This window comes from Streptomyces sp. G5(2025) (genome assembly GCF_049542075.1).
In the GTDB taxonomy this organism is placed as follows: domain Bacteria; phylum Actinomycetota; class Actinomycetes; order Streptomycetales; family Streptomycetaceae; genus Streptomyces.
In genome coordinates, this window is record NZ_JBMUZT010000006.1 from 3,383,219 (window position 1) to 3,408,549 (window position 25,331).

General features: G+C 72.4%; 19 protein-coding genes and 4 pseudogenes. 9 read left to right on the top strand and 14 right to left on the bottom strand.

Annotation, left to right across the window (positions count from 1 at the left end; translation table 11 throughout):
- The first annotated feature begins 105 nt into the window (after positions 1-105).
- On the top strand, positions 106-936 hold the full coding sequence (locus ACOBQB_RS26070) for an enoyl-CoA hydratase/isomerase family protein (RefSeq protein ID WP_423594789.1): 831 nt from the start codon (positions 106-108) through the stop codon (positions 934-936).
- 183 nt (positions 937-1,119) lie between these two features.
- Positions 1,120-1,726 (top strand): annotated as a pseudogene (locus tag ACOBQB_RS26075) (flavin reductase family protein).
- Here ACOBQB_RS26075 and ACOBQB_RS26080 read toward each other — a convergent pair.
- Positions 1,716-3,014 carry an MFS transporter gene (locus ACOBQB_RS26080; RefSeq protein ID WP_423598764.1) on the bottom strand — a complete coding sequence of 433 codons (1,299 nt, stop codon included), beginning with the start codon at positions 3,012-3,014 and terminating at the stop codon, positions 1,716-1,718. The pseudogene ACOBQB_RS26075 and the gene ACOBQB_RS26080 overlap by 11 nt on opposite strands.
- 118 nt (positions 3,015-3,132) lie before the next feature.
- On the opposite strand from ACOBQB_RS26080, the pseudogene ACOBQB_RS26085 reads away from it, so the two are divergent.
- Positions 3,133-4,144 (top strand): annotated as a pseudogene (locus ACOBQB_RS26085) (GlxA family transcriptional regulator).
- Between the two features lie 217 nt (positions 4,145-4,361).
- Here the strand turns inward: ACOBQB_RS26085 and ACOBQB_RS26090 are convergent.
- The 3 genes from ACOBQB_RS26090 to ACOBQB_RS26100 are packed head-to-tail and all read right to left on the bottom strand — an operon-like array spanning position 4,362 to position 7,632.
- On the bottom strand, positions 4,362-5,411 hold the full coding sequence (locus tag ACOBQB_RS26090) for a Zn-dependent alcohol dehydrogenase (protein WP_423594791.1): 1,050 nt from the start codon (positions 5,409-5,411) through the stop codon (positions 4,362-4,364).
- A gap of 10 nt (positions 5,412-5,421) precedes the next feature.
- On the bottom strand, positions 5,422-6,702 hold the full coding sequence (locus ACOBQB_RS26095; protein WP_423594793.1) for an acyl-CoA dehydrogenase family protein: 1,281 nt from the start codon (positions 6,700-6,702) through the stop codon (positions 5,422-5,424).
- Between the two features lie 18 nt (positions 6,703-6,720).
- Positions 6,721-7,632, bottom strand: a complete 912-nt coding sequence (locus ACOBQB_RS26100) for an SDR family oxidoreductase (RefSeq protein ID WP_423594795.1) — start codon at positions 7,630-7,632, stop codon at positions 6,721-6,723.
- An 83-nt stretch (positions 7,633-7,715) separates the two neighbouring features.
- Here ACOBQB_RS26100 and ACOBQB_RS26105 point away from each other — a divergent pair, with 83 nt between their 5' ends.
- Positions 7,716-8,666: a cyclase family protein gene (locus ACOBQB_RS26105; protein WP_423594797.1), complete on the top strand. Its 951-nt coding sequence runs from the start codon at positions 7,716-7,718 to the stop codon at positions 8,664-8,666.
- Positions 8,667-9,009: 343 nt separating this feature from the next.
- On the opposite strand, the gene ACOBQB_RS26110 is transcribed toward ACOBQB_RS26105, so the two are convergent.
- The 4 genes from ACOBQB_RS26110 to ACOBQB_RS26125 all read right to left on the bottom strand — a co-directional run bounded on the left by ACOBQB_RS26110 (position 9,010) and on the right by ACOBQB_RS26125 (position 13,089).
- Positions 9,010-9,498 (bottom strand): ATP-binding protein, encoded by a 489-nt coding sequence (locus ACOBQB_RS26110; RefSeq protein WP_423594799.1) that lies wholly within the window; start codon positions 9,496-9,498, stop codon positions 9,010-9,012.
- Between the two features lie 399 nt (positions 9,499-9,897).
- The gene (locus ACOBQB_RS26115) at positions 9,898-10,737 is read right to left on the bottom strand and encodes an acyl-CoA dehydrogenase family protein (RefSeq protein WP_423594801.1); all 840 of its coding nucleotides are present in this window, start codon (positions 10,735-10,737) and stop codon (positions 9,898-9,900) included.
- 8 nt (positions 10,738-10,745) lie between these two features.
- The gene (locus tag ACOBQB_RS26120; RefSeq protein ID WP_423594803.1) at positions 10,746-11,888 is read right to left on the bottom strand and encodes an acyl-CoA dehydrogenase family protein; all 1,143 of its coding nucleotides are present in this window, start codon (positions 11,886-11,888) and stop codon (positions 10,746-10,748) included.
- A 7-nt stretch (positions 11,889-11,895) separates the two neighbouring features.
- On the bottom strand, positions 11,896-13,089 hold the full coding sequence (locus ACOBQB_RS26125; RefSeq protein ID WP_423594805.1) for an amidohydrolase family protein: 1,194 nt from the start codon (positions 13,087-13,089) through the stop codon (positions 11,896-11,898).
- Between the two features lie 192 nt (positions 13,090-13,281).
- Between ACOBQB_RS26125 and ACOBQB_RS26130 the strand changes: the two are divergent.
- Positions 13,282-14,858, top strand: a pseudogene (locus tag ACOBQB_RS26130) (AMP-binding protein).
- Positions 14,859-14,866: 8 nt separating this feature from the next.
- Here the strand turns inward: ACOBQB_RS26130 and ACOBQB_RS26135 are convergent.
- Positions 14,867-15,379, bottom strand: a complete 513-nt coding sequence (locus ACOBQB_RS26135) for an EF-hand domain-containing protein (protein ID WP_423594807.1) — start codon at positions 15,377-15,379, stop codon at positions 14,867-14,869.
- 145 nt (positions 15,380-15,524) lie between these two features.
- Here ACOBQB_RS26135 and ACOBQB_RS26140 point away from each other — a divergent pair, with 145 nt between their 5' ends.
- The gene (locus ACOBQB_RS26140; RefSeq protein ID WP_423594809.1) at positions 15,525-15,956 is read left to right on the top strand and encodes a hypothetical protein; all 432 of its coding nucleotides are present in this window, start codon (positions 15,525-15,527) and stop codon (positions 15,954-15,956) included.
- Between the two features lie 29 nt (positions 15,957-15,985).
- On the opposite strand, the gene ACOBQB_RS26145 is transcribed toward ACOBQB_RS26140, so the two are convergent.
- Positions 15,986-16,360: an STAS domain-containing protein gene (locus ACOBQB_RS26145; RefSeq protein WP_423594811.1), complete on the bottom strand. Its 375-nt coding sequence runs from the start codon at positions 16,358-16,360 to the stop codon at positions 15,986-15,988.
- Positions 16,361-16,652: 292 nt separating this feature from the next.
- Between ACOBQB_RS26145 and ACOBQB_RS26150 the strand changes: the two genes are divergently transcribed.
- Complete coding sequence (locus ACOBQB_RS26150) at positions 16,653-17,225, top strand: sigma-70 family RNA polymerase sigma factor (protein ID WP_423594813.1); 573 nt, start codon at positions 16,653-16,655, stop codon at positions 17,223-17,225.
- Between the two features lie 356 nt (positions 17,226-17,581).
- Positions 17,582-18,925, top strand: coding sequence for a zf-HC2 domain-containing protein (locus ACOBQB_RS26155; RefSeq protein WP_423594815.1), 1,344 nt, complete (start codon positions 17,582-17,584; stop codon positions 18,923-18,925).
- 121 nt (positions 18,926-19,046) lie between these two features.
- Here ACOBQB_RS26155 and purU read toward each other — a convergent pair whose 3' ends face one another.
- Both purU and ACOBQB_RS26165 read right to left on the bottom strand, forming a co-directional pair.
- Positions 19,047-19,928, bottom strand: coding sequence for a formyltetrahydrofolate deformylase (gene purU, locus ACOBQB_RS26160; protein WP_423594817.1), 882 nt, complete (start codon positions 19,926-19,928; stop codon positions 19,047-19,049).
- Positions 19,929-19,993: 65 nt separating this feature from the next.
- Entirely contained in the window at positions 19,994-20,494 is a 501-nt protein-coding gene (locus tag ACOBQB_RS26165) for an SCO4402 family protein (RefSeq protein WP_423594819.1), read from the bottom strand.
- A 118-nt stretch (positions 20,495-20,612) separates the two neighbouring features.
- Here ACOBQB_RS26165 and ACOBQB_RS26170 point away from each other — a divergent pair, with 118 nt between their 5' ends.
- Complete coding sequence (locus tag ACOBQB_RS26170) at positions 20,613-21,881, top strand: ABC transporter substrate-binding protein (protein WP_423594821.1); 1,269 nt, start codon at positions 20,613-20,615, stop codon at positions 21,879-21,881.
- A gap of 32 nt (positions 21,882-21,913) precedes the next feature.
- Here the strand turns inward: ACOBQB_RS26170 and ACOBQB_RS26175 are convergent.
- A pseudogene (locus ACOBQB_RS26175) lies at positions 21,914-23,487 on the bottom strand (hypothetical protein).
- 227 nt (positions 23,488-23,714) lie between these two features.
- The gene (locus ACOBQB_RS26180) at positions 23,715-25,103 is read right to left on the bottom strand and encodes a transcriptional regulator (protein ID WP_423594823.1); all 1,389 of its coding nucleotides are present in this window, start codon (positions 25,101-25,103) and stop codon (positions 23,715-23,717) included.
- Between the last annotated feature and the right edge of the window lie 228 nt (positions 25,104-25,331).

Genomic DNA, 25,331 nt, shown 5'->3' on the forward strand with positions numbered 1-25,331 from the left:
CCACTGGAAAAGACACCCCCCACCGCCCGCGCCACCCCAAGCGCCCTCGCCCACGCCACCGCCACCCCCACCGCGCACCGTCGTGCGAAACGGAGCCACTCCCCCATGACGACGTCCTCCCCCGACCCGACGGCCTCCCCCGAACCCCTCGACTCATTGATACTCCACGCCACTGACAGCGCCGTCTCGTGGATCACGCTCAACCGGCCCGAGGCCATGAATGCCGTCACCCGGGACCAGCGCGAACGCGTCATCGCGCTGCTCGACGCGGCCTCCGGCGACCCCGCCGTGCGAGCCGTCGTGATCACCGCCACCGGCAAGGGGTTCTGCGCGGGCGCCGATCTGCGCGGCGCGCCCGCCACGGGTGAGCGGGTGCCCGGTGACGTCGCCCGGACCATCAGAGGGGGCGCCCAGCGGCTGATCTCCGCCGTCCTGGACTGCGAGAAGCCGGTGATCGCCGCGGTGAACGGCACGGCGGCCGGCATCGGCGCCCACCTGGCGTTCGCGTGCGACCTGGTGATCGCCGCCGAACCGGCCATGTTCATCGAGGTGTTCGTACGCCGGGGTCTCGTGCCGGACGGCGGCGGCGCCTATCTGCTGCCACGCCTGATCGGGCCGCGGCGGGCCAAGGAGCTGATGTTCTTCGGGGACTCCGTGTCCGCCGCCGAAGCGGAACGGCTCGGCCTCGTCAACCGCGTCGTACCGGCCGAGGACCTGGAGAAGACCGCGCGGGAGTGGGCGCGGCGCCTCGCGGCGGGCCCGACCCGCGCCCTCGCCCTGACCAAGCAGCTGGTGAACGCCTCCCTGGAGTCGGACCGCGCGACCGCCTTCGCGGCGGAGGCGAACGCCCAGGAGATCAACATGACCACGGCGGACGCGCACGAGGGCGTGGCCGCCTTCGTGGAGCGCCGCGCCCCCAGCTACCGGGGGCGCTGACCGGGCCCGGCGCGGGGGGCTGCGCACCAACCGCTCGATGTCCGGTGAGTCCGGGTCGCCGAACCGCACGAACAGTTCGGGGGCGGATTCCGTACCGCCGATCGTCCACGTCCGGTCGTCACCGCACCCTTCCTATCTGACGGCCCGTCAGCTTCAATGGTCGGTGTGATGGGACACGCAGGGATGGCGGCCACCGCCGTCCGCTACCTCAGGTCGGTCGGGGCCCCCACCACCACGGGCCCCTTCGAAACGCTGCCGCGCCCCGAGCTGCGGGCGGTGGGCGACGACGAGCGCGCCCCGCTCGATCCGGGCGAGTTCCGCCGCGTCCTCGGGAACTTCGCGACGGGCGTCACCGTGATCACGGCTCCCCCCTTCGCGGCAGGCGAAGGGCCCGCGGGCTTCGCCTGCCAGTCCTTCTCGTCGCTCTCCCTGGACCCGCCGCTGGTCACCTTCATGGTGGCGCGCACCTCGACGACGTGGCCGCGCATCGCGCGCGCGGGCGTCTTCTGTGTGAACGTCCTCGGCGCCGGCCAGGGCGAGCTGTGCCGGGCCTTCGCCGTGAGCGGCGCGGACAAGTTCGCCGGGGTGGAGTACGACGCGGCGCCCGTGTCCGGCTCGCCCCGCCTGGCCGGCGCCCGCCTGGGTCGACTGCGCGATCCAGGCGGTGCACACCGGCGGTGACCACCTCATCGTGGTGGGCCGGGTGGACGCGCTGGGCACCGCCGACGGCGACGACGCCGGCGGGCCGCTCCTCTTCCACCAGGGCAGGTTCGGCCGCTTCACACCGTGAGGGCGGGGGCGGCCGCCGGGTCGCGCCGCCGGATCACCAGCGCCATCAGCGCGGCCGCCGCGCACAGGGCCCCGGAGGCGTACCAGATGACGTCGTAGGACCCGAAGGTGTCCCGCACGACCCCGCCGAGGAACGCGACGACGGCGGCGCCGACCTGGTGCGAGGCCAGGACCCAGCCGAAGACGATCGCGCTGTCGTCGCCGTACTGCTCCCGGCAGAGCGCGAGGGTCGGCGGGACGGTCGCGACCCAGTCCAGGCCGTAGAAGACGATGAAGAAGATCATCGGCGGGTGGACGTTCGGGGCGAGGAGGATCGGCAGGAAGAGCAGCGAGACGCCGCGCAGCGCGTAGTAGACGGCGAGCAGGCGCCGCGCGTCGAAGCGGTCCGTGAGCCAGCCCGACGCGATCGTCCCCACGATGTCGAAGACGCCGATGACGGCGAGCAGCGAGGCCGCGGCCCTGATGGGCATGCCGTGGTCGTGGGCGGCGGGCACGAAGTGGGTCTGGATCAGGCCGTTCGTGGAGGCGCCGCAGATCGCGAAGCTGCCCGCGAGGAGCCAGAACGGTCCGGTGCGGGCCGCCCCGAAGAGCACGGTCATCGTGCGCCGGGCGGCCCCCGGGACGGGCGGCGGCTTCGCGACGAACTCCTTGGCCCCGTACGGCTTCAGACCGACGTCCGCCGGGTGGTCGCGCAGCAGCAGCCATACGAAGGGGACGACCACGAGGGCCGAGAGCGCGACCGTCACTGCGGCGGGCCGCCACTCGTACCTCTCGACGATCCAGGCGAGGAGCGGCAGGAAGATCAGCTGGCCGGAGGCGGAGGCGGCCGTGAGGATGCCGGTGACCAGGCCGCGCCGCTCGGTGAACCAGCGGTTGGTGACCGTCGCGGCGAAGGCGAGCGCCATCGAACCGGAGCCGAGCCCGACGAGCAGGCCCCAGTAGAGCAGCAGTTGCCAGGCGTGGTTCATCCACACGGTCAGCCCGGAGCCCAGGGCGATCACGATCAGGGCGGTCGCGACGACCCTGCGGATGCCGAAGCGGTCCATGAGCGCGGCGGCGAACGGCGCGGTGAGCCCGTACAGCGCGAGGTTGATGGAGACGGCGAGCCCGATGGTCCCGCGCGACCAGCCGAAGTCGTCGTGCAGCGGGTCGATGAGGAGGCTCGGCAGCGAACGGAACGCGGCGGCGCCGATGATCGTCACGAACGTGACGGCGGCGACGAACCAGGCGCGGTGGATACGGGGAGCGCGGCGGCCGGAGCCCTCGGACGGCGGAACCGTCTCGCCCACTTGGCTGGTACGGCCCACCTCGGCGCTCGGTTCGGTTGTCTGGGTCACGTCACAAGAATCGGCACTCGCCCGCTCCCGAACGAGTGGCCCGAGGGACAGCGTTCGCTAGGATCGGGCCATGGCCGCTTCCGGAGGATCCCACGCACGGACAACCCGGCGGCACCGCGTCGTGGTCCTCGCCCTCGACGGCGTGATCCCCTTCGAACTGGGTATCCCCCAGCGGATCTTCGGCCGCGCGCGCGACACCGCACGCCGCCCTCTCTACGAGGTCCTGACCTGCTCAATCCGGCCGCCTGGCCCGGTCCGTACGGACGCCGACTTCGTGATCCTCGTCGAACACGGCCCCGCTGCGCTGGCCACCGCCGACACCGTCGTGGTCCCCGCGTCGTACGAACTGGGCCCGGTCTACGAGGAGGGCCTGGCTCACCGCCGAGCTGGCCGCCGCGCTGGCCTACATCCAGCCGGGCACCCGCCTGGTCTCGATCTGCACGGGTGGATACGTCCTCGCCGCCGCCGGCCTCCTCGACGGGCGTCCGGCGACCACGCACTGGGCGTCGGCGGCCCACTTCCAGCGGCTCTTCCCGCGCGTCAAGGTCGACGCGGACGTGCTGTTCATCGACGACGGCGACGTGCTGACGTCGGCGGGCGTGGCCGCGGGCGTCGACCTCTGCCTCCATCTCGTACGCCGCGACCAGGGCACGGCGGTCGCCAACGACGTGGCCCGCCTCACCGTCGTACCGCCCCACCGCGACGGCGGCCAGGCCCAGTACATCCAGCGCCCGGTCCCCGAGCCGCAGCTGGCGACCACACGGACGGCGAGGGCGTGGGCGCTGGGCCGCCTCGACCAGCCGCTGCGGTTGCGGGACATGGCGGCGCAGGAGTCGATGTCGGTACGCACCTTCACGCGCCGCTTCCGCGAGGAGGTCGGCGTCAGCCCCGGCCAGTGGCTCACCCAGCAACGCGTCGAGCGAGCACGGCACTTGCTGGAGTCCAGCGGCCTTTCCGTCGACCGGATCGCACGGGACGCCGGCTTCGGCACGGCCCAGTCGATGCGAGCACACCTACAGACCGCACTCGGCGTCACCCCCACCACCTACCGCCGTACGTTCCGCGACGTCACCACCGCCTGAGACCGCGCCCCCACCACCCGCAGCCGCCTTCACGACGGGAGGGGACGTGCCGGTATGTCCGCCCGGAGCACGGCAAGCACCCCACGGAGCCCCGAAGCACAGGGCGGCAACGCAGGCGATAGCGAGGACGGACATACCGGCGCGGCCCCGCCCCACGGCCGATGAGGCGCCGGAGACGGCGCCGCACCGGGCGACCGTCCGAACCACAACGCATCGCTCAGAACGTCAGCACCGCCCGAGCCACCCTCCCCCCCTCCGCATCCGCCACCGCCTTCCCGAAGTCCTCCACCGCGTACGTCGCCGTCACCAGCTCATCCAGCAGCAGCCGCCCCTCCCCGTACAACCGCGCGTACAGGGTGAAATCCCGCTGCGGCGCCGAACTCCCGTACCGGCACCCGAGAATCGCCTTGTCCAAGAAGAGCGAGGCGACCACGAACGACGCCTCCTCCGCCGCCCCCGGCATCCCGAGCAGCACCGCCTGCCCGTGCCGGTCCAGCAGATCCACGGCCTCCCGCACCAGCGAGACCCGCCCCACGCACTCGAAGACATGGTCGGCCCCCTGCGGCAGCACCTCCCGCACCGCCTCCACCGACCCGAAGAACTCCGTGGCACCGAACCGCCGGGCGACGCCCTCCTTGTCAGGGTTCGCGTCAACGGCGACCACGACCGACGCCCCGGCGATCCGGGCCCCCTGCAACACATTCAGCCCGATACCCCCGGCGCCGATGACGACCACGGTCTCCCCGGCGGCCACCCGGGCCCGGTTGAGGACCGCCCCCACGCCCGTGACCACCGCGCACCCGATCAGCGCCGCGGACGTCAGCGGCACGTCCTCCGGGATCTTCACGGCCTGCACGGCCTTGACCAGGGTCCGCTCGGTGAAGGCGGAGCTGGCAGCGAACTGGTACACCGGCTCACCGCCGCGCGAGAAGGGCCGTTCGGGCCGCCCGACGGCCCGTCGGCACATGGTCGGCCGCCCGCGCCCGCACTCACCGCACGCACCACAGTTCGCGATGGTGGACAGCGCCACATGGTCCCCGGGAGTCACATGCGTGACCCCGGCCCCCACCGCTTCCACCACGCCCGCCCCTTCATGCCCGAGGACCACGGGCGACGGGAACGGAATGGTCCCGTCGATGACGGACAGGTCGCTGTGGCACAGCCCGGCGGCGGCCACCGCGACCAGCACCTCGCCGGGCCCCGGGTCCCGGACGGCCAGGTCCTCCACGACCTCGGCCCGCTCCCCGTCGAAGACGACACCTCTCACCACGCACCCCTCACCGAGGCTCCCTGGCCTCTCTCGGCAGGCCGAGCACACGCTCGGCGATGATGTTGCGCTGTACCTCGTCCGAGCCGCCGTAGATGGTGTCGGCGCGGGTGAACAGATGGAGCCGCTGCGCTTCGTCGAGTTCGTACGGCGCGTCCGCCGACCAGTCCGAGGGCCCGACGGCACCCGCCGCGCCCCGCACCAGCACGGCCAGCTCCCCCAGCCCCTGATGCCACCGCCCCCACAGCAACTTGGCCACGCTCGGAGCCCCGCCCTCCACCACCGCCCCCGCACCTCCACCGGCCCTCGCACCCGCACCTACACCCGCACCCGCACCTCCACCCGCACCCGCACCCGCACCCGCACCCCCCAACGTCCGCAACGCATTCCACCGCATCACCCACAACTCCGCCCACAACCGCTCCAACCGCTCCCGCACCACGGCATCCCGCACCGCCCCCGAGGCGACCGCCTCCCTCACGACCGCCGCCAACTCCTGCGCGAAGCCGATCTGTTGGACCAGCGTCGAGACCCCCCTCTCGAACCCGAGCAGCCCCATGGCGACTCGCCAACCCTGCCCCGCGCCCCCCACCACATGGCCGGCACGCGCGCGTGCGCCGTCGAAGAAGACCTCGTTGAACTCACTGGTCCCGGTCAGCTGCCGGATGGGCCGCACCTCCACGCGCCCCGGCTGGTCCATCGGCACCAGCAGGAACGAAAGCCCCCGGTGCCCCCGGGACCCCTCCTCCGTGCGCGCCAGCACAAAACACCAGTCCGCCTCGTGCGCCAGCGAGGTCCAGATCTTCTGCCCGGTGACGGCGTACATCTCCCCGTCCCGCACGGCCCGCGTCCGCACCCCCGCCAGGTCGGACCCGGCGCCCGGCTCGCTGTACCCCTGGCACCACAGCACCTCGCCCCGGGCGATCGGCGGCAGGAATTCCTCGCGCTGCTCCTTGCTGCCGTACGCCAGGAGCGTCGGCGCGAGCAGGTTCTCGCCGATGTGCCCGTGGCGGCCCGGCGCCCGCGCGCGTGCGTACTCCTCGGCCCACACGACCTGCTGGGTGAGCGTGGCCCGCCGGTTGCCGTACGCGTCGCTGCCCCAGCCGAGGCCGATCCAGCCCCCGCGCCCCAACTCCCGCTCCCAAGCGCGGCGTTCCGCCACGCCCTCGTGCTCGCTGCCGGGCCGACCACGCCCCCGCACACCCCCGTAACCACCGGTGAGGTGTGCGGCGAGCCAGCGCCGCGCCTCCCCGCGGAACGCCTCGTCGTCGGGCCCGAAACCGAAATCCACCGCCCCGCCCCTCCCCGCCTACGCGTTCGGCCGCGCTTTGCCGGCCGCCGCTTTCGCCATGGCCTCCACCTGCGCGAGGAGCGGCATGGGGTCGGTGCCGACCGTGCCGGGCAGGAAGTCGGCGATCTTCTCCGGGGTCCAGGCCCCGTCCGCGTACCCGGCGCGCAGCTCCCGCGGTTGCGCCCATACGGCGATCTTGGGTCCGGCGATCGTGTAGACCTGTCCGGTGATCTTCTCCTCGCGGGCCCGGTCGCTGAGCAGGTAGACGACGAAGGCCGCCACGTCCTCCGGCTCGCCGATCTCCTTCAGCTCCATGGGCACGTTGGCGGACATCCGCGTACGGGCGACAGGGGCCACCGCGTTGGCGGTCACCCCGTACTTGTGCAGACCGAGCGCGGCGCTGCGCACCAGCGAGATGATCCCGCCCTTCGCCGCGCTGTAGTTGGCCTGCGCGACGGACCCCTGGTGGTTGCCGCTGGTGAACCCGATCAGGGTGCCGGAACCCTGCTTCCGCATCACCGCCGAGGCGGCCCGGAAGACGGTGAAGGTGCCCTTCAGGTGGGTGGCGAGCACCGGGTCCCACTCCTCCTCGGACATGTTGAACAGCATTCGCTCGCGGAGGATCCCGGCGACGCACACGACCCCGTCGAGGCGGCCGTACTCGACGAGCGCGACGTCGACGATCCGCTGCCCGCCCGCCATGGTGGAGATGTCGTCCGCGACGGCGACGGCCTCGCCACCCGCGGCCCGGACCTCCTTGACCACGGCTTCGGCCACCTCGCCGGTCGGCTCGCCGCCCTCCATGGAGACGCCGTAGTCGTTGACGACGACCTTCGCGCCCTCGGCCGCCGCGGCGAGGGCGACGGCCCTGCCGATGCCGCGCCCTGCGCCGGTGACGGCCACCACCTTGCCTGCCAAGAATTTTCCCACGCCGGCCCCTTCCCGCGCTTTCTGACGGACCGTTAGATTCTATGGCCCGCCGGATACCGGAAGACAAGCCCCGCGGAGGACTCATGTCGGACCCCGACACCACCGGCACGTCGATGCCGCCCGCGTTCCGCGACATCGCCAAACGCGTGAACAACTGGGGCCGTTGGGGTGCCGACGACGAGATCGGCACGCTCAACCTCATCACCGACGACGTCGTACGGTCGGCCGCCGCCGAGGTCCGCTCCGGGGGCCGCGTCCCGCTCGCGCTACCCCTCAAGGAGGACGGCGTCCAGACGGGCCTGATCCCGGGCCGCGTGAACCCCCTGCACGCCATGGTGCAGATCAACCAGGAGCTGTTCGGCCCCGGCACGGTCGCCACCAGCGACGACGCGGTGACGATGGGACTCCAGACGGCCACCCACTGGGACGCCCTGACCCACGCGTCGCACTCCGGGAAGATCTACAACGGCCGACCCGCGCACACCATCACGGCCCACACGGGCGCGCGGTTCAGCGGCATAGACAAGGTTCCGTACGTCGTCTCGCGCGGTGTCCTGCTGGACGTGGCCCGCGCCAAGGGGCTCGACCGGCTGCCGGGCGATCACGCCGTGACGCCCGAAGACCTGGACGAGGCAGCCGAGTTCGGCTGCGTCACGGTCCGCGCCGGCGACATCGTCCTCGTCCGCACGGGACAGATCCAGGTCTACCTGGCGGGCGACAGACACGCGTACGGCTACCCGTCCCCCGGCCTCTCGCTCCGTACACCCGAGTGGTTCCACGCGCGGGACGTGGCGGCGGTCGCCGACGACACCCTCACCTTCGAGATCTTCCCGCCGGAGATCGAGAACCTGTGGCTGCCCGTGCACGCGCTCCACCTGGTCGAGATGGGGATGATGCAGGGCCAGAACTGGAATCTGGAGAAGTTGTCCACAGCCTGTGCAGAAGCGGGCCGTTACGCCTTCCTGCTCTCCGCGATGCCCGAGCCGTTCGTCGGCGGGACGGGGACGCCCGTGGCGCCGGTGGCGGTGCTGTGACACCGGCACAGCACCGCCAGTACGGCGGCGCGTCGGCTTCCGCCCCGAGCGCGATACCGCGCGCCGCCATCCGGCTCGGCGCTCGACACTGCCCTCATGACCCCGAGGGGACCGACGCCGACAATGCGATCCACATCTCGTCAAGGGCCTCCGTCACCGAGCACCCTCGACGTCCCCTCGCGGCGAATCGCTGCACACAAGCGTGATCAATCGGACACGGTACGTCAACACCCTGCCGGGGATTAACGGTCTATGCCCGATTTATCTCACCCGCGCACGGGTGCGCGCATCGTGGCACACGACGGCGCGTACGGGCTCAGGGCCGGAAGGCTCCCGCCAGGCTTCAGACGGCTTCGTACGCCACGTCGGCATCGGCGTCCGTGTCGCCGTACGACGCCCCGTCGAAAGTCACCGCGGCGACCCCGGCCTCGCACCGGTCGACCTCGCACCAGATGCTCTTGCCGCCGCCCTCGGGCTGCCAGCCCCAGCGGTCGGCGAGACCGTCGACGAGCTCCAGGCCGCGGCCGTTGGTGTCGTCACCCTCCGCGTGCCGCTGCCTGGGCGGGCGGGCGCTGCGGTCGGCCACCTCCACCCGGACCGTCCCCGGCACGTCGTCGGGGACTCCGGGGAGGAGCATGCGCAGGACGGCCGGACAGCCCGTGTGCACAACGGCGTTGGTGACGAGTTCCGAGATCAGCAGGATCAGCGTCTCGGCCACCGGCTCGTCGACTTCTATGCCCGAGCCCGCCAGTCGGGAACGGGCCCATCTTCTGGCCCGCCCCACCTCCGCGGGGTCGGCCCCGACCTCCAGCTGCACTTGAAGCACCTGCACCGCTCACACCATCCGAACCGGCGGACACATCGCCTCGCGACTCCACGGGGTCACGGAACGTGATCCCCTTAGGAGACAGCATGATTGACGTTCAGTCACCCCAACAAGCGCTTCGGGCATATTCCAGCGCGAAGGAGTACGCGTGCCGCATACTGTGCGACGCGTAGCGCGGGGGGTCGAACAGACGGGCCCGAGGCCCGGTCCTGCACGGCGAGCGGCGCGCGTCGCCGGGCCCGGAGCCGCCGCGGGGGCGGCACCGGGATGGCTCGGCCTCAGAACCACTCGCATCTGACACAAGGTACTAGAGGCGGAGACCGACTCCGTGCCGTGACGACTCTCGCGCAGGACACAACCCGGTATCAACGCTCCGTCAACGCTCCGTAGCGTCACCACCCCCTGTCACAGCGCGGCCGCAAGCGCTTCCTCGGCCTCGTCGGCCCGTTGTCCCAGCTCGGCCCGCACCCAGGCCCGCTTCAGGTGCAGATGCACCTCCGACTCCCACGTGAACCCCATGCCGCCGTGCACCTGAAGACAGGCGCGGGCGTTGCGTACGGCGGCGTCGTCGGCCAGCAGCTTGGCGCCGCGGATCTCGCGCGTGTCCCCGGTCACGGCGGCGGCGTACACGGCGGCGCGGGCGACCTCGGCGCGCACCAGCATCTGCGCGCAGAGATGCTTCACGGCCTGGAACGCCCCGATGGGCTGCCCGAATTGTTCGCGCTCGCGGGCATAGGTGACGGCCATGTCGCAGGTCCGGGCGGCACTGCCGAGCTGTTCGGCGGCGTACAGCAGCGCGCCGCGGCCCGGGCGCGGCGGTCCGGGTACGCGGTGCAGCGGTGTCAGCGGGTCGACGGAGCGCAGGGCCACGGCTCCGGTCGCGTCCCCCTGGACGGTGTCCGCCTCCGTCAGCCAGGGCACCAGCGTCCCGTCGACGGCGGTCACGACGGCCTCCCCCGACGCGGCACCCTCCACCTCCCCGGCCGCCAGGAACGACGCGACCGCGGGGCCGGGCAGCAGGGCCCTTCCCGCCTCCTCGAAGGCCAGTACGGCCTCCGGCGGCCCCAGGCCGACGCCCCCGCGCTCCTCGGGCAGGGCCAGGGAGAAGAAACCGGCCTCGCCCAGCTCTTTCCACAGGGCCCGGTCGACGCGGTCCACGGCGCCCCGCAGACAGAACCGCCCCGCCAGGATGTCCCGCAACCCGGAGCGCAAAGCCCGCTGGTCATCAGTGAGTTGGAAATCCATGCCGTCCCTCACCGCCCCTTCGGGAGGCCGAGGATCCGCTCGGCCACGATGTTCCGCTGGATCTGCGAGGTGCCCGCGGCGATCGTGTACGACAGGGAGGACAGCCGGTCGAGGTTCCACGCGTGCCCGAGGTCAAGGGCGCCCGCCCCGAGCACCTCGGCGGCGGCGTCGTACAGCTCCTGCCGGGCGTGCGAGTACCGCAGCTTGAAGACCGAGCCGCCCACGCCGGGCACCCCGCCGGTGCGCTGCGCCTCGCTCACGTTCCACTGCGTGAGCCGCCACAGCGCCGTGAACTCCGCCGCGAGCCGCCCGAGCCTGCGGCGCAACGCCGCGTCGCCCCAGCGGCCGTTGGCGCGGGCCTCGCGGGCGATCTCCCCGAGGACGCGCCGACAGGCCACCACCTCCCCCACGAAGGCGGTGCCGCGCTCATAGGAGAGCGTCACCATGGTCACGCGCCAGCCGTCGTCCTCGTCGCCGACGCGGTTCGCCACCGGCACCCGCACCTCGTCGAGGAACATCTCCGCGAACTCGGTCGACCCGGCCAGCGTCCGCAGCGGGCGCACGGTGATCCCGGGGGCGCCCATCGGCATCGCGAGCCAGGTGATGCCCCGGTGCTTGGGCACGGCCTCGCTCACCGGTGTCGTCCGCACAAGCAGCTCGCACCAGTCGGCGACCTCCGCGTGCGAGGTCCAGATCTTGGACCCGCTCACTACGTAGTGGTCGCCGTCGCGCCACGCGCGCGTGCGCAGCGACGCGAGGTCGGAGCCCGCGTCCGGTTCGCTGAACCCCTGGCACCACACCTCGTCGCCGCGCAGCACGGGCGGCAGCCACCGCTCCCGCTGTTCGGGGGTGCCTTCGGAGGCGATGGTCGGTCCCGCGTGCAACAGACCGACAAAATTGGCGCCCACATAGGGGGCGCCCGCCTTCTCGGTCTCCTCCAGGAAGATCAGCCGCTGCGTGGGAGAGGCGTCCCAGTGCACTTCCCCGTAGCCCGCGTCGTACAGCATGCGCTGCCAGGAGGTGTCGTACGCGCGCCGTGCGGGCCAGTCCCGCGGCGAGGGCCTGGCGGGGAGCTTCGGGAGCACGGTCGCGAGCCATTCCCGCAGGCCCGCCCGGAAGGCTTCCTCCTCGTCGGTGTATGTGAGGTCCACGCGCGGCCTACTTGTCCAGGTCCAGGCCGAGCATGCGGATGGCGTTGCCGCGCATCAGCTTGTGGACGGTCTCGTCGTCGAGGCCCTTGACGTGGTCGAGGGCGACCTCCTTGGTGTGCGGGAAGGTCGAGTCGACGTGCGGGTAGTCGGTCTCGAAGGTGGCGTTGTCCCGGCCGACGACGTCCAGGGAGGCCACTCCGTGCTTGTCGCGGAAGAAGCAGCAGAAGATCTGCCGGTAGTAGTACGTCGACGGGGGCTCGGGGATCAGGTCCTTCACACCGCCCCACGCGCGGTGCTCCTCCCACACGTCGTCGGCGCGCTCCAGGGCGTACGGGATCCAGCCCATCTGCCCTTCGGAGTACGCCAGTTTCAGTGCCGGAAACTTGACGAGGACGCCGCTGAACAGGAAGTCCATCATCGACGCCATGGCGTTGTTGAAGGAGAGGGCGGCCTGCACGGCGGGCGGGGCGTCGGGCGAGGCGGCGGGCATCTGGGAGGACGAGCCGATGTGCATGTTCACGACCGTGCCGGTCTCCTGGCAGAGAGCGAAGAAGGGGTCCCAGTAGCCGGAGTGGATCGAGGGCAGCCCCAGGTGGGTCGGGATCTCGGAGAAGGTGACGGCCCGCACGCCGCGCGCCGCGTTCCGCCGGATCTCGGCGACCGCGAGGCCGATGTCCCAGAGCGGGATGATGCAGAGCGGGATGAGCCGGCCGCCGCTGTCGCCGCACCACTCGTCGACCATCCAGTCGTTGTACGCGCGGACGCAGGCGAGGGCGACCTCCTTGTCGTGGGCCTCGGCGAAGGTCTGGCCGCAGAAGCGGGGGAAGGTGGGGAAGCACAGGGAGGCCTCGACGTGGTTGAGGTCCATGTCCTTCAGGCGGGCGACGGGGTCCCAGCAGCCGCGCCGCATCTCCGCGCGCGTGATGCCCTCCAGGGTCATGTCGTCGCGGTCGAAGCCGACGGCGGCGATGTTGCGCTTGTACGGGAACTTCAGGTCCTCGTAGATCCACCAGTCGGTGGGCGGGCCTTCGGGGTCCATCGTGATCTGGTACTTGCCGCCCACGTAGGCGAGTTCACCGATACCGGCGGTCAGGGGCTTCGGGCCGCGGTCGCGGTACTTGGCGGGCAGCCAGGTCTCGAAGAGATGCGCGGGCTCGATCACATGGTCGTCGACGCTGACGATCCGAGGAAGCTCGGTCAAGGTGTCCCCTCCTTGCGAGAAAAGGGGGTCATCCCTCCGGCATCCCCGGCAATCTGATGACCCGTCAGAAGGCAGGCTAGCCCCGCGCCTATGGACCGACAAGGCGCGGCGGCCTACGCTCTCCGCACGATCTGACGGGCCATCAGCAGCGTCGCCCGCCCTGTCCATTCCTGGCCGACCCGGGGGGACCACATGAGCACCGCACGGCACGAAGCCGCGTACGAACTGGGCGCCTCCCGCACGCTCTGGGAGCTGGTCGAGCGCCGCGCCGCCCTCACCCCCGACGCCCCCGTCCTCATCCAGGCCGCCGCCGACCCCGCCGACGACCGCACGCTCACCTTCGGCGCCCTGCGCGACCGCGCCGAACGCGTCGCCGCCGGGCTGTACGGCATGGGCGTACGCCCCGGCACAGTTGTCGCCTGGCAGCTGCCCACCCGCGTCGAGGCGGCCCTGCTCTCCTTCGCCCTGGCCCGCCTCGGAGCCGTCCAGTCCCCGGTCATCCCCTTCTACCGCGACCGCGAGGTCGGCTTCGCGCTGCGGGAGTCCAAGGCGGAGTTCTTCGCGGTCCCGGGCGTGTGGCGCGGCTTCGACCACAGGGAGATGGCGCGGCGGCTCGGCGCCAAAGGAGTCTTCGAGGCGTACGAGGAACTGCCCGACGCCGACCCGTCCGCCCTGCCCCCACCGCCCTCCGACGGCACATCCGTACGCTGGATCTACTGGACCTCCGGCACCACGTCCGACCCCAAGGGCGTCCTGCACACCGACCGCTCCCTGCTCGCGGGCGGCTCGTGCCTGGCCCACGCGCTGCGGCTGACGGCCTCGGACGTCGGCTCGATGGCGTTCCCCTACGCGCACATCGCGGGCCCCGACTACACGGTCATGCTGCTCCTGTACGGCTTCCCCGCGGTGATGTTCGAGCACTTCGCGCTGCCGGACGCACTCGACGGCTACCGGCGGCACGGCGTGACCGTGGCGGGCGGATCGACGGCCTTCTACTCCATGTTCCTGGCCGAGCAGCGCAAACTGCCGCCGGGCGAGAAGGTCATCCCGACGCTGCGGCTCCTCGCGGGCGGCGGCGCGCCCAAGCCGCCGGAGATCTACCACGCCGTCGTACGCGAGATGGGCTGTCAGCTCACCCACGGTTACGGCATGACCGAGGTCCCGATGATCACCATGGGCGATCCGGCCGACACGGCCGAGAACCTGGCGACGACCGAGGGGCGGCCCCGGCCGGCATGGAGATCCGCGTCACCGGCGCCGACGGCGAGGTAGTGCCCCCGGGCACGGACGGCGAGGTCCGGCTGCGCGGCGAGGCGGTCTGCCAGGGCTACTTGGCGCCGGCCCACAGCACACCCGCGTTCGACAGCGACGGTTTCCTGATCACCGGGGACCTGGGCCACCTCACGCCGAGCGGCCACCTGGTCCTCACCGGCCGGGCCAAGGACATCATCATCCGCAAGGGCGAGAACATCTCCGCCAAGGAGATCGAGGACCTGCTCCACCGGCACCCGGCCGTCGGCGACGCGGCGGTCGTCGGACTGCCCGACCCCGAACGCGGGGAACGGGTCTGCGCGGTCGTGGAACAGCGTCCGGGAGCCCAGGCGTTGACCCTGGACGCGGTCACCTCGTACCTGCGCGGGGAAGGCCTCGCCACCCACAAGCTGCCGGAACAGCTGGAGGTGGTCGAGGCCCTCCCCCGCAACGAGACGCTGCGCAAGGTCCTCAAGTACAAACTGCGGGAGCGCTTCTCACCGGCCCGGGGCCGGTGACGGAGCCCTCACTCGGGCACGGTGAAGTACTCCGCGAAGGCCTGCACGATCTCCTGCTCGACGACCTTGCCGTCACCGTCGCCGTCGAGCCCGGCGGCCGTCGCCGCCGCGAGCTCCTCGGGCACGCCGAGTGCCTTGAGCGCGCGCTGGACCTCGCCCGGGGCGACCGCCCCGTCGCCGTCGGAGTCCGCCATGTCGATCGCCGCGTGCAGGAAGGGCCGGGCGATCTCGGCGAACCGCCCGGGGTTGTCCCGCAGCCGCTTCACCGCGCCGCCCACGAACTCGCCCTGGGTGATCCGCTGGTCCCCGTCGCGGTCGGCGATCCCGGCCATGCCCTGCCAGAACGCCTCGGCGCCGATGTAGAGCGCCTGGCCCTTGTCGGACCGCGCCGTCACGCCGAACTCCTTGCACAGGGCGGCCGCCGCCGTGCTGAAGTCCTCACGGGAGATGTACTTGTTGCCGTCCTGGTCGAAGGTGGCGAACCGGGCGGCGATCCTACGCTCGTACTCGGCACTGTCCATGGTCTTCGGGCCGCCTCACTTCCGCGGTTGGGTGCGCTTCAGGGGATGGGTACCCCGGCAGCGAGCGTACGTCGTCCGAGGCCACCCGGAGGGGTGATGTGCTGCACTGTCCCCCGTGGAAGCGGTCGCGGCGAGTGTCATAGCGGTGCTGGGTACCCTCCTGGGCGCGGGAGTCACGCACTCCTTCCAGCGCAGGGCGATCGAGCGGACGGAGGAGTTCACCCGTGGCGAGAGGCTGCGGCAGGAGCGGATCGACGCCTACAGCGCGTACGCGGGCGCGCTGGTCAACTACCGGCGGGTCCTGATGGACCGCTGGTTCAGCCGGCACGAGAACCGCGTCGAGGACAGCGAGGAGTCGCGCTTCCGTTCGTACGAGATGCGGTCCGAGGCCCAGGAGGCGCTGTTCCGGGTGCAGTTGCTGACCAGCGACGACGACTTGGCGCGGCAGGCGTGGGCGACCCTCGACATGGTCTCCGACCTGCACAGGGCCGAGGACCGCGACGACCTCGCGGAGCGGCGCCGGGTCTCCCGTGACGCGATCAACGCCTTTGTGGCGGCGGCCAAGCGCCACGTCTGACGTGCGGTCAGCGAGGGCCCGGCCGCCCGTCAGGCGGAGAGCGGCGTCGCGTCCTCGTCGAGGGCCGCCCCGACGTCCGGGAAGACCTCGAAGAGCCTGCGCACGCCGAGCGCCGCGAGGACGCGGTTGACGTGACTGCCGTCGACAGCGCCCTGCGCGGGCAGGATCAGCCGCAGTCGGCCCTGGCAGGAGCGGATCAGGCGGCGCGTGGCGATCAGTACGCCGACGCCGCTGGAGTCGCAGAACAGCACGTCGGAGAGGTCGAGGACGACGCTGCGGCGGCCGTCCGCCACGGCGTCGTGCACGCGCTGGCGCAGCACGGGCGAGGTCAGCAGGTCCATCTCGCCGGACACGCGCAGCACGGCCCAGCCGGACTCCTGGCCCACCGCCACCTTGAGCGTCACGCGCCACGCCCTCTCGCTCACCCTGATCCGGAAGCAGTCCTTACGTTTCGTTCTGCTTCGGCTGCCCCACCGCCTCTCCCATGAAACACCAGGGCCCACCGTCAATATCATCCGGTGCCCGGTGAGGGGTGCGCTTTGCCGCAAACAGGAGTGAACTGTCAGTGGTCACGATTACATTCAAGGGAAAGCCTGCACAGGAAGTACCGTCGGAGGGAGCCGGACCGGGCGGACCGGTGCGGTGACGGGAGCAGTCAGAGCAGTCGGAGCAGAGGCAAGCGCATGAGGGGGCCGCATGCCGAAGGACGCGCCGCGGCGCTGGGACCGCCGGATGCAGCAGCGGCTCGCGCATGGGGAGGCCGCCGCACTGGGCGAGCTGTACGACCGCTTCGCCTCGCTCGTGCACAGCCTCGCCCACCGCGTCCTCGGCGACGAGAGCGCCGCCGACCGCATCACCCGTGAGGTCTTCGCCCACATCTGGGAGAACCCCGACGCGTACGACCCGCGGCAGGGCCCGCTGCGCTCCTGGCTCGCCACGCTCACCCACCAGCGGGCCGTGCGCAGGCTCCGCCAGACGGAGGCCGCCGCCCTCGCCCGCGGCGGTGAGGGCACCACGGAGGACCTGGAGCGCAAGGTCCGCCGCGCCTCGGCGGCGGCCCGCGCCGACTACATCGTCACGGCCATGCCCACCCCGCTGCGGGACGCCCTGGAGCTCGCGTACTTCCAGCGGCGCGACTACCGCCAGACGGCGGCCGACCTCGGCGTGACGGAGGACGAGGCCCGACGCAGGCTCCGCCTCGGCCTCCAACTGCTGTCGACGGCCAACGACACGGGGGACCCCTCGGCCGGATACGGGACATCACGGTGACCGGCTCGCACCGCCCCGAGCCGCCCGAGAACCCGGACGTCCCCCACACCACCGACCGACAGGCCGACCCACGCATACCGATGCCACGCGCCTCCCTAGAGGACCCCGGCCAGCCCATGCCGGATGCTCCGCAGGAGCGGCCGGCGGGGGAGGCGCCGCCTCGTACGGAGCGGTCCGCGCGGGAGATGCCACCTGCCCCGGCGCGGTCCGCACACGACGTGCCACCTCCCCCGGAGCAGGCCGCACACGACGTGCCACCTCCCCCGGAGCGACCCGCGCGGGAGATGCCGCCTCCCCCGAAGCAGGCCGCGCCCGCACACGACATGCCGCCACCGCCACAGCCGACCGCACACGACATGCCGCCTCCCCCGAGGCGGTCCGCACACGACGTGCCACCTCCGCCGAGGCGGTCCACACACGACGTGCCACCTCCCCCGGAGCGACCCGCGCGGGAGATGCCGCCTCCCCCGAAGCAGGCCGCGCCCGCACACGACATGCCGCCTCCGCCACAGCCGGCCGCACACGACATGCCGCCTCCCCCGGCGCGGCCCGCGCCCCTCGTCATGGAGCACCGTGTCCTGAAGTCGCTCCTCGGTGCCTGGGCGCTCGCCGCGTGTTCTGCGGGCGAGGCCGCCGCCGTCGAGGAGCATCTGGGTGACTGCGGGCCCTGTGCGGAGGAGGCGCTGCGGCTGCGGGACGCCGTCGGCCTGCTGCACCCGGAGGAGAGCCTCGACCTCGACCCCGGGCTGCGTTCCCGGGTCCTGGAGAGCTGTCTCGGCCGCCGTCCGCCGCGCATCCCGGTGCCCGAGTGGGCCGTGCCCTACGACGCGGAGACCGCCCGCCTCGACGCCCTGCTGCGGGACATCGGCGACGCGGAGTGGCACGCCCCGGTGCGGCTGCGCTGGTTCGAACGGGACGGCCGGGCGAGCAGGAAGTCCACCGTGGCCGGTGTCATCGCGCATCTCCTCGCCGTCGACGGCCTGGTCGGGCTCGCTCTCGGCCTCGACGACCCGCTGGGCCCGGAGGCCGGGGACCCGCAGCTCCCGGCCCGCCGCACCGAGGCGTACTGGCAGGCCTCGCGCCTCCCGCCCACCCGCGCGGTGCGGGAACCGTGGCGGGACCAGACACACGACGTGGTCCGCACGGTGTCCTTCGCGGGCGACGGTTCGGGGCGGCTCCCCGTGCCGTACGGGACGGTGCCCGCGCCGCCCGGCGAAGGGCCGGGGCAGAAGATCGAGCTGCCGCTGCGGGACGCGATGGTGGACCGCGCCTTCGAGTGCTGGATCCACGCGGGCGACATCGCCGAGGCCGTCGACTACCCCTACGACCCGCCCTCGCCCCGGCACCTCCACCGCATGATCGACCTCGCCGCCCGGATGCTCCCGGACACGTTGGCCGGCCGCCGCCGCTCCGGGCGCGCCGCGCCGCCCCGCGATCTGGTGGCGGCGGGTGCGCCCGGCCGCAGTCTGCGTCTGGAGATCGAGGGCCTCGGCGGCGGCGAGTGGTTCATCGCGCTGGACTCACCGGGCGCGGACGCGTCCGCCGAGCGGGAGGTGGCCCATGTGGCGCTGGACGGCGTCGAGTTCTGCCGCCTGGCCGCGGGCCACGTCTCACCGGTGGAGGCCGCCGCGGGCCAGGACGGCGACCGCGAGGCGATCCGCGACGTCCTGTTCGCGGCGGCGTCACTGAGCAGGCTGTGAAGCGGCTCCCAGGACGGCCGCTTCTCACGTGGCCGAGACGGACGGGTGGGTGGGAGACCTCGCCACGAAGCGGCGGCCAGGAAGCCCTCGGACCACCCGCACCCGCCCACCCACACGACGGCTACGCGAACACCACCGTCCGCCGCCCGTTCAAGAGAATCCTCCGCTCCGCATGCCACTTCACGGCCCGCGCCAGCGCCTGGCACTCCACGTCACGGCCGATCGCCACCAGCTGGTCCGGCGTCACGCCGTGGCCGACCCGCTCGACCTCCTGCTCGATGATCGGCCCCTCGTCGAGGTCCGCCGTCACATAGTGCGCGGTGGCACCGATCAGCTTCACACCCCGCGCGTGCGCCTGGTGATACGGCTTCGCGCCCTTGAAGCTCGGCAGGAAGGAGTGGTGGATGTTGATGATCCGTCCGCTCAGCTCCTTGCACAGGTCGTCCGAGAGCACCTGCATATAGCGCGCGAGGACGACCAGCTCGACCTCCTCCGCCCGCACGATCTCCAGGAGCCGCGCCTCGGCCTGCGGCTTGTTGTCGCGCGTCACCGGGATGTGGTGGAAGGGGATGTCGTACGAGGCGACGAGCTCGGCGAAGTCCGTGTGGTTGGAGACGACCGCGGCGATCTCCACCGGCAGCGCGCCGATCCGCGAGCGGAACAGCAGGTCGTTCAGGCAGTGCCCGAACTTCGACACGAGCAGGACGACCCGCATCTTCTCCTCGGCCCGGTGGATCTGCCAGTCCATGTGGAAGGAGTCGCCGATCGCGGCGAAGCTCGCCCGCAGCTTGTCGACGGTCACCGGCGCCTCGGCGGAGAAGTGGACGCGCATGAAGAACAGTCCGGTGTCGTGGTCACCGAACTGCTGGCTGTCCTCGATGTTGCAGCCGGTCATGAAGAGGTAGCTCGACACGGCGTGCACGATGCCCTGCTTGTCGGGGCAGGAGAGAGTGAGGACGTACTGCTCAGCGGGCGCGGCGGGGGCGACGGACTGCTCGTTCATGCGCCCAAGGTTCCCATATGCGACGGCCGCCGCGGACCGGCGTCCCGCAGGGCGGAACGTCCGTCTCAGGCCGCCCGGGTCATGATCCGCAGGACTTCCAGCGTGCGCGGCGGGACGTCGGGGTCCTCGCCGTCCTCAGCCGAAAGGCGTACGTGCGCGTCGCGCGCCGCCCGTACGGCGTCGGGCCAGCCCGGGTGCTCCAGGTAGGCGGAGACCATTGCGTCGGGCCCGACCTCGTGCATGATCCGCAGGACCCTCAGCACGGCGGTGTCGACGAGGGCCGCCTCCTGCGGGTCCCGGAAGATCGTGCCGACGTACTTCTCGGCGGACCAGTTGTCGAGCCAGGTGTCCTCGACGAGCCGGTAGACGGCATCGGTCACGTCCCCGTACTCCTCGCGGCCCGCGAGCCAGCACTCCCGCTGGAATTCGGGGTCGGAGAGCATGTGCAGCGCCGAGCGCACGTTGCTGCGCCAGCGCCACCACGGCATGTCGTTGGTCGGCATGCCACCCATGGTGCTTGAGCGACGGCCGCGACGGGAAGTGTTCTCCGAACCTTGCACGGTCATCGATCGTACGTTCCCACACCGTGCACTCGAACCGGCCCCCGCGCGTTCACCTTTATGTCACTGTCCGTTGAGAAGGCGTCACTCCACGGTTGGTCCTCCCCAGGAATCGTGCGGGTACATGACCGGCCGGCGACGCCCCACCCCCTCCCGTCCCTCCCCAACCGCGGCTCTCGCCCTGGCAGCGGCGGTGTGCCTGACCCTGACCGCCGGATGCGGGGTCACCCCCGGCACCGCCGAGGACGGCAGGGACGACCCCATCACCGTCATGACCTGGGCCCCCGAGAAGACCAAGGCCACCAACAAACCCGGCGTCCCCGCGATGGCGCAGGCCTACGCGCGCTGGGTCAACGCGCACGGCGGCATCGACGGCCGCGAGCTGAAGGTCCTGACCTGCAACGACCACAACGACCCGGTGGGCGCCGCCGACTGCGCGCGCGAGGCGGTCGACCAGGGCGTGGCGGCGGTCGTCGGCGCGTACAGCCAGCACGGCCGGTCCTTCCTCGGGCCGCTGGAGGTCGCGGGCATCCCCTACATCGGCGGCTACGGCGTCACCGACGACGAGTTCAGCAGCCCCCTGTCCTACCCCGTCAACGGCGGCGAGCCCGCGCTCCTCGCGGGCAACGGCCGCCAGCTCGCCGCCCGCTGCGACCGCGTCTCCCTCGTACGCCCCGACACCCTCGCCGGCGACGAGCTGCCCAAGCTGCTCAACTCCGGGCTGCGCGACGGCCACCACAAGCCCGTGGCCGACATACGGGCCCCCGAGGACGGCACCGACCTCACCCCGCAGGCCGAGCAGGCCCTGCAGCACGCGGGCGCGAAGGACGGCTGCGTGACGGCCGCGCTCGGGGCCCGCACCGACACCTTCTACGACTCGTTCCGCCGCGCCAGGGCCGACTATCCGCCGGTACGGATCTCCTCCGTGCTCGGCAGCGTCGACCAGTCGCTCGTCGACCGCACCGGCGGCGCGAGCGGCCCCTACGAAGGGGCGTACGTCACCGGCTGGTACCCCGCGTCGGGCGATCCGCGCTGGTCCCAGATGCGCGAGGTCATCCGCGAGCAGGCGTTCGGCGACAACCGGGTCGACCCGGCCGACGCGGGCGTGCAGACGACGTGGATCGCCTACACCGTCCTGAAGCGGGCCGTCGAGTCGCTGGACGGCGGCGAGGTCACCGCCCACACGCTGCGCCGCGCCCTGGACGGCGGTCTGCGGGTCGGGACGGGCGGGCTCACGCCGCCGCTGAGCTGGCGCTTCGAGGACCTCATCGCGGCCAGCGAGTACCCGCGACTGATCAACTCGGGCGTCACGTTCCAGGTGGTGCGCGACGGGCGGCTCGTCCCGGCGCGCAAGGGCTTCGTGGACGTGGAGGCGACGCTGGAGTCGGCGTAGCCCCCTCCCCCACGGTCAGCGCGGCGGGGCCGTCACAGCTGGGTCTTGTCGCGCGTGGTCAGGCCGTACTTGCGGGCGATGGGGTTCCAGGCGCCCGCGGCCTGCTCCTTGGCGGTGGTCGCCGCGTTGCTCTGCCGGTTGCCCGCGGCTGCCTGCGGGGTGACACGGGCGTGGCCCTTCTTGCAGCCCTTCTTGCCGGCCACCTGGTCCGCCCACGCCGCGTAGTGGTTGTCGGCGGACGCGGACGCCTTCCAGGCCTTGTTGAGGGAGGTCGTGAGGTGGTCGTTGGCCGGGAGCTTGTCGAGGTTCAGCGCGGCGAGGCGGGTGACCAGGCCGTTGCGCTGCTTGGCCGCCGCGCGCAGGTCCTTCGCGGACTGGCCGAGGTTCTGGCACTTGCCCACATTGCGTACGGCGGCGATGACCATGTCACGGCTGTCGTTGCTGTCGGCCAGCAGCTTGTCCAGGGCGACCGCCTGGTCCTTCGCCGGGTCGGCGGACGGCGAGGGACGCTCGTCGGCGGGGGCCGAGGCGGAGACCGGCTTGCTGTCGGCGTCCGGGGCGTCGTCACCGCCACCACCGCTCAGGAGCGCGCCCGCGCCGACGCCGAGCAGGGCTATACCGACGCCGACGGCGGCGATGAGCGGCACCTTGGAGCCGGTACGGGTACGGCGTCCACCACGGCCGCCCTCGCGCGCCGGGGCGGGGGCGGCGGCGGGCTCCGGGGCCTCGAAGCGGGGCATCTGCTGCGTGGAGGCGGGGCCCTCGGCTCCGGCCTCGGCGCGGAAGAGGCTGTCGAACTCGGCGGGCGGCTGCCGGTCGCCGGGGGCGCCTGGGCGGATGCCGTAGGGCGCCTTGACCGGCTCGGGCGGCGTGCCGTGCCCGGCGGGGCCGCTGCCGTTGGGGCCGCTGCCGCCGGGGATGGGCGCGATGTACTGCGTGGGTTCGCTGTCGGACACGGGAGCGGGGGCGGACGCCTGGGCGCGGCCGAGGAACTGCGTGGCGTCGGCGGCGGGAGCCTCGGGCGGCAGAGCGCCGGGGCCCACCGGGGTATGTACTGCGTGGCCCCCTCGTCGGCGCCGCCCGGGGTGCCGGGTATGGGCGCTATGTACTGCGTGGCCTCGGCGTCAGGACCCGCACCGGGGGCGGCGACGGGAGGCAGCGGGGCGCCGCCCTGCCCGAGCGGCGGCAACGGCATCCGCTGCCCACCCTGCTCCTGCTGAGCGCCGTAACCCTGCTGAGCGCCGTACGAAACGTCGCCCTGACCACCGTACGAAGCCTCGCCCGGCCCGCCGTAGGCACCCTGGCCCGGCTGCTGGACGTACCCCTGCTGACCCGCGTACTGCTGGCCGTACTGCTGACCCGCGTACCGCTGATCCGCCTGTTGCTGCTCCGCGTACCCCTGCCCCCCGTACGAAGCCTCCGCGCCCTCCGGAGGCAGCGGCATGGCCGGGAGCTGCGGGGCGTCCCACGGGCGACCCGGGGCGGTCTGCGGCGGGCCCGCCGTCTCGGGCCCCCAGGGCCGGTCCCAGGGGCTGCCCTCCGCCGGGGTGGCATGCCGCCCCGCGGTGCCGGGCAGCACCGGTTCGCTGCCGTCGGCGGGCAGCACGACGCCTTCGTGGGCGGGCCGGGCCGCGGGCTGCCGCGGATCGGAGGAAGCAGCGCCCTGACCGCTCTGCTGCGTCACCGGGACTCCTACGTATGGGGGACCTACGGAACCGTCGGCTCACGCTACCGGGTCGCCACAGCCCTCTGCCACGCAGCTCAAAGTTACGTCTCCTGCCCAGTGCCGGAAGTAACAAAACCTCCCGCCCGGACGCTGATAGAAGCCGCGCGTCACGCGGCCTGCACGTCGACCCGCGCCCCGAACTCCCGCACCACCGGTTCCTCGCGGTACGGCTCAAGGCGCTGCTGGAAGTCCTCCAGGTACTCCGCGCCACGGTTGGAGCGGAGCGTGCCGAGCAGTTCGACGGCCTTCAGGCCCGTGTGGCAGGCCTGTTCCACCTCGCGGCGCTGCACCTGCGCCGTGGCGAGCAGGACCATGCCGATCGCGCGGCGTCGGGCCCGCGTCGGAGGGTGTCCGGCCAGGGACTCCTGCGCGCTGCGCGCCGCCGCGTCCGCCTGCCCCAAGTCACGGTGACAATGCGCCATTTCATCGGCCAGATACGCGTGGTCGAAGTGCTGGATCCACACCGGGTCGTCGCCGGATTCCGCCTCACCGGCGGCCCGGTCCATGGCCTCGACCGCGCGGCCCGCCACGGCCTGCGTGGCCCGCGCGTCGCCGAGCAGCGCGTGCCCGCGCGCCTCGGCGGCGTAGAACATGGCCTCCGCGCGCGGGGTGACCCGCCCGCGCGTGCCCTCCTGGGCCGCCCGCGCCAACTGCGCGATCTCCCGCGGGTTTCCGAGCTGGGCGGCGAGGTGGCTCATCGACGCCGCCAGCACATAGCCGCCGTACCCGCGGTCCCCGGCCGCCTGGGCGAGCCGCAGGGCCTGGATGTAGTAGCGCTGGGCGAGGCCCGGCTGGCCCGTGTCCACGGCCATGTACCCGGCCAGCTCCGTCAACCGCGCGACGGCCGCGAACAGTTCCCTGCCGACCGCCTCCCGGTAGGAGCCCGCGAGGAGCCCGGAGACCACGGAGTTGAGGTAGTGCACGACGACGGGCCGCACATGCCCGCTGCCGTACTGGTGGTCGAGCCGCGTCAGTGCCTCCGTCATCGCCTTGACGGCCGCCACGTCCGCCATCCCGACGCGCGGCCCGGCGGTCCGCCCGACCTGCGGGTCCGCCGAGGAGATCAGCCAGTCGCGGCTGGGCTCGACGAGCGCGGACGCGGCCACGGTCGAGCCGGAGAGGAAGTCCCGGCGGCCCACGTCGCTGCGCCACAGCTCGCAGACCTGCTCGATGGCGCCGAGGACGGTCGGCGAGAACTGAAGCCCCACGCCCGAGGCGAGGTTCTTGCCGTTCGCCATGCCGATCTCGTCGATGGTGACGGTCCGGCCCAGCTTGCGGCCGAGCGCCTCCGCGATGATGCCGGGCGCCCGGCCGCGCGGCTGCTGCCCGCGCAGCCAGCGGGCCACCGACGTCTTGTCGTAGCGCAGATCGAGACCGTGCTCCGCGCCGCACATGTTGACCCTGCGGGCGAGGCCGGCGTTGGAGCAGCCGGCTTCCTGGATGAGCGCTTGCAGCCGTTCGTTGGGCTGCCGCGCGACAAGTGGCCTTGCGGCCATGGCGTACCCCCTGTGTGCACCGTTGACCATCGGGAACGTGGCGGCCGTCGAGGCCGCCACACGACGATCAATGCCCTGGGGGCAAGTCGAAGATGCGCCACGAAAGAGGCAAAAGAAGCCATACGAACGATAAGACGGATCTGTCGGTCCGAGGCTTCACCCGAGACTTCATCCGGGGCTTCGTCCGGGGCTTCCTCCGAGGCGTCCTCCGATTGCCCTTGACCTGGC

Coding starts and splice junctions, on each gene's coding strand:
- ACOBQB_RS26070 (WP_423594789.1), top strand. CDS start 106: ATGACGACGTCCTCCCCCGACCCGACGGCCTCCCCCGAACCCCTCGAC.
- ACOBQB_RS26105 (WP_423594797.1), top strand. CDS start 7,716: ATGTCGGACCCCGACACCACCGGCACGTCGATGCCGCCCGCGTTCCGC.
- ACOBQB_RS26115 (WP_423594801.1), bottom strand. CDS start 10,737: ATGGATTTCCAACTCACTGATGACCAGCGGGCTTTGCGCTCCGGGTTG.
- ACOBQB_RS26135 (WP_423594807.1), bottom strand. CDS start 15,379: ATGGACAGTGCCGAGTACGAGCGTAGGATCGCCGCCCGGTTCGCCACC.
- ACOBQB_RS26150 (WP_423594813.1), top strand. CDS start 16,653: ATGCCGAAGGACGCGCCGCGGCGCTGGGACCGCCGGATGCAGCAGCGG.
- ACOBQB_RS26155 (WP_423594815.1), top strand. CDS start 17,582: ATGCCGCCTCCCCCGAGGCGGTCCGCACACGACGTGCCACCTCCGCCG.
- purU (WP_423594817.1), bottom strand. CDS start 19,928: ATGAACGAGCAGTCCGTCGCCCCCGCCGCGCCCGCTGAGCAGTACGTC.
- ACOBQB_RS26165 (WP_423594819.1), bottom strand. CDS start 20,494: ATGACCGTGCAAGGTTCGGAGAACACTTCCCGTCGCGGCCGTCGCTCA.
- ACOBQB_RS26170 (WP_423594821.1), top strand. CDS start 20,613: ATGACCGGCCGGCGACGCCCCACCCCCTCCCGTCCCTCCCCAACCGCG.
- ACOBQB_RS26180 (WP_423594823.1), bottom strand. CDS start 25,103: ATGGCCGCAAGGCCACTTGTCGCGCGGCAGCCCAACGAACGGCTGCAA.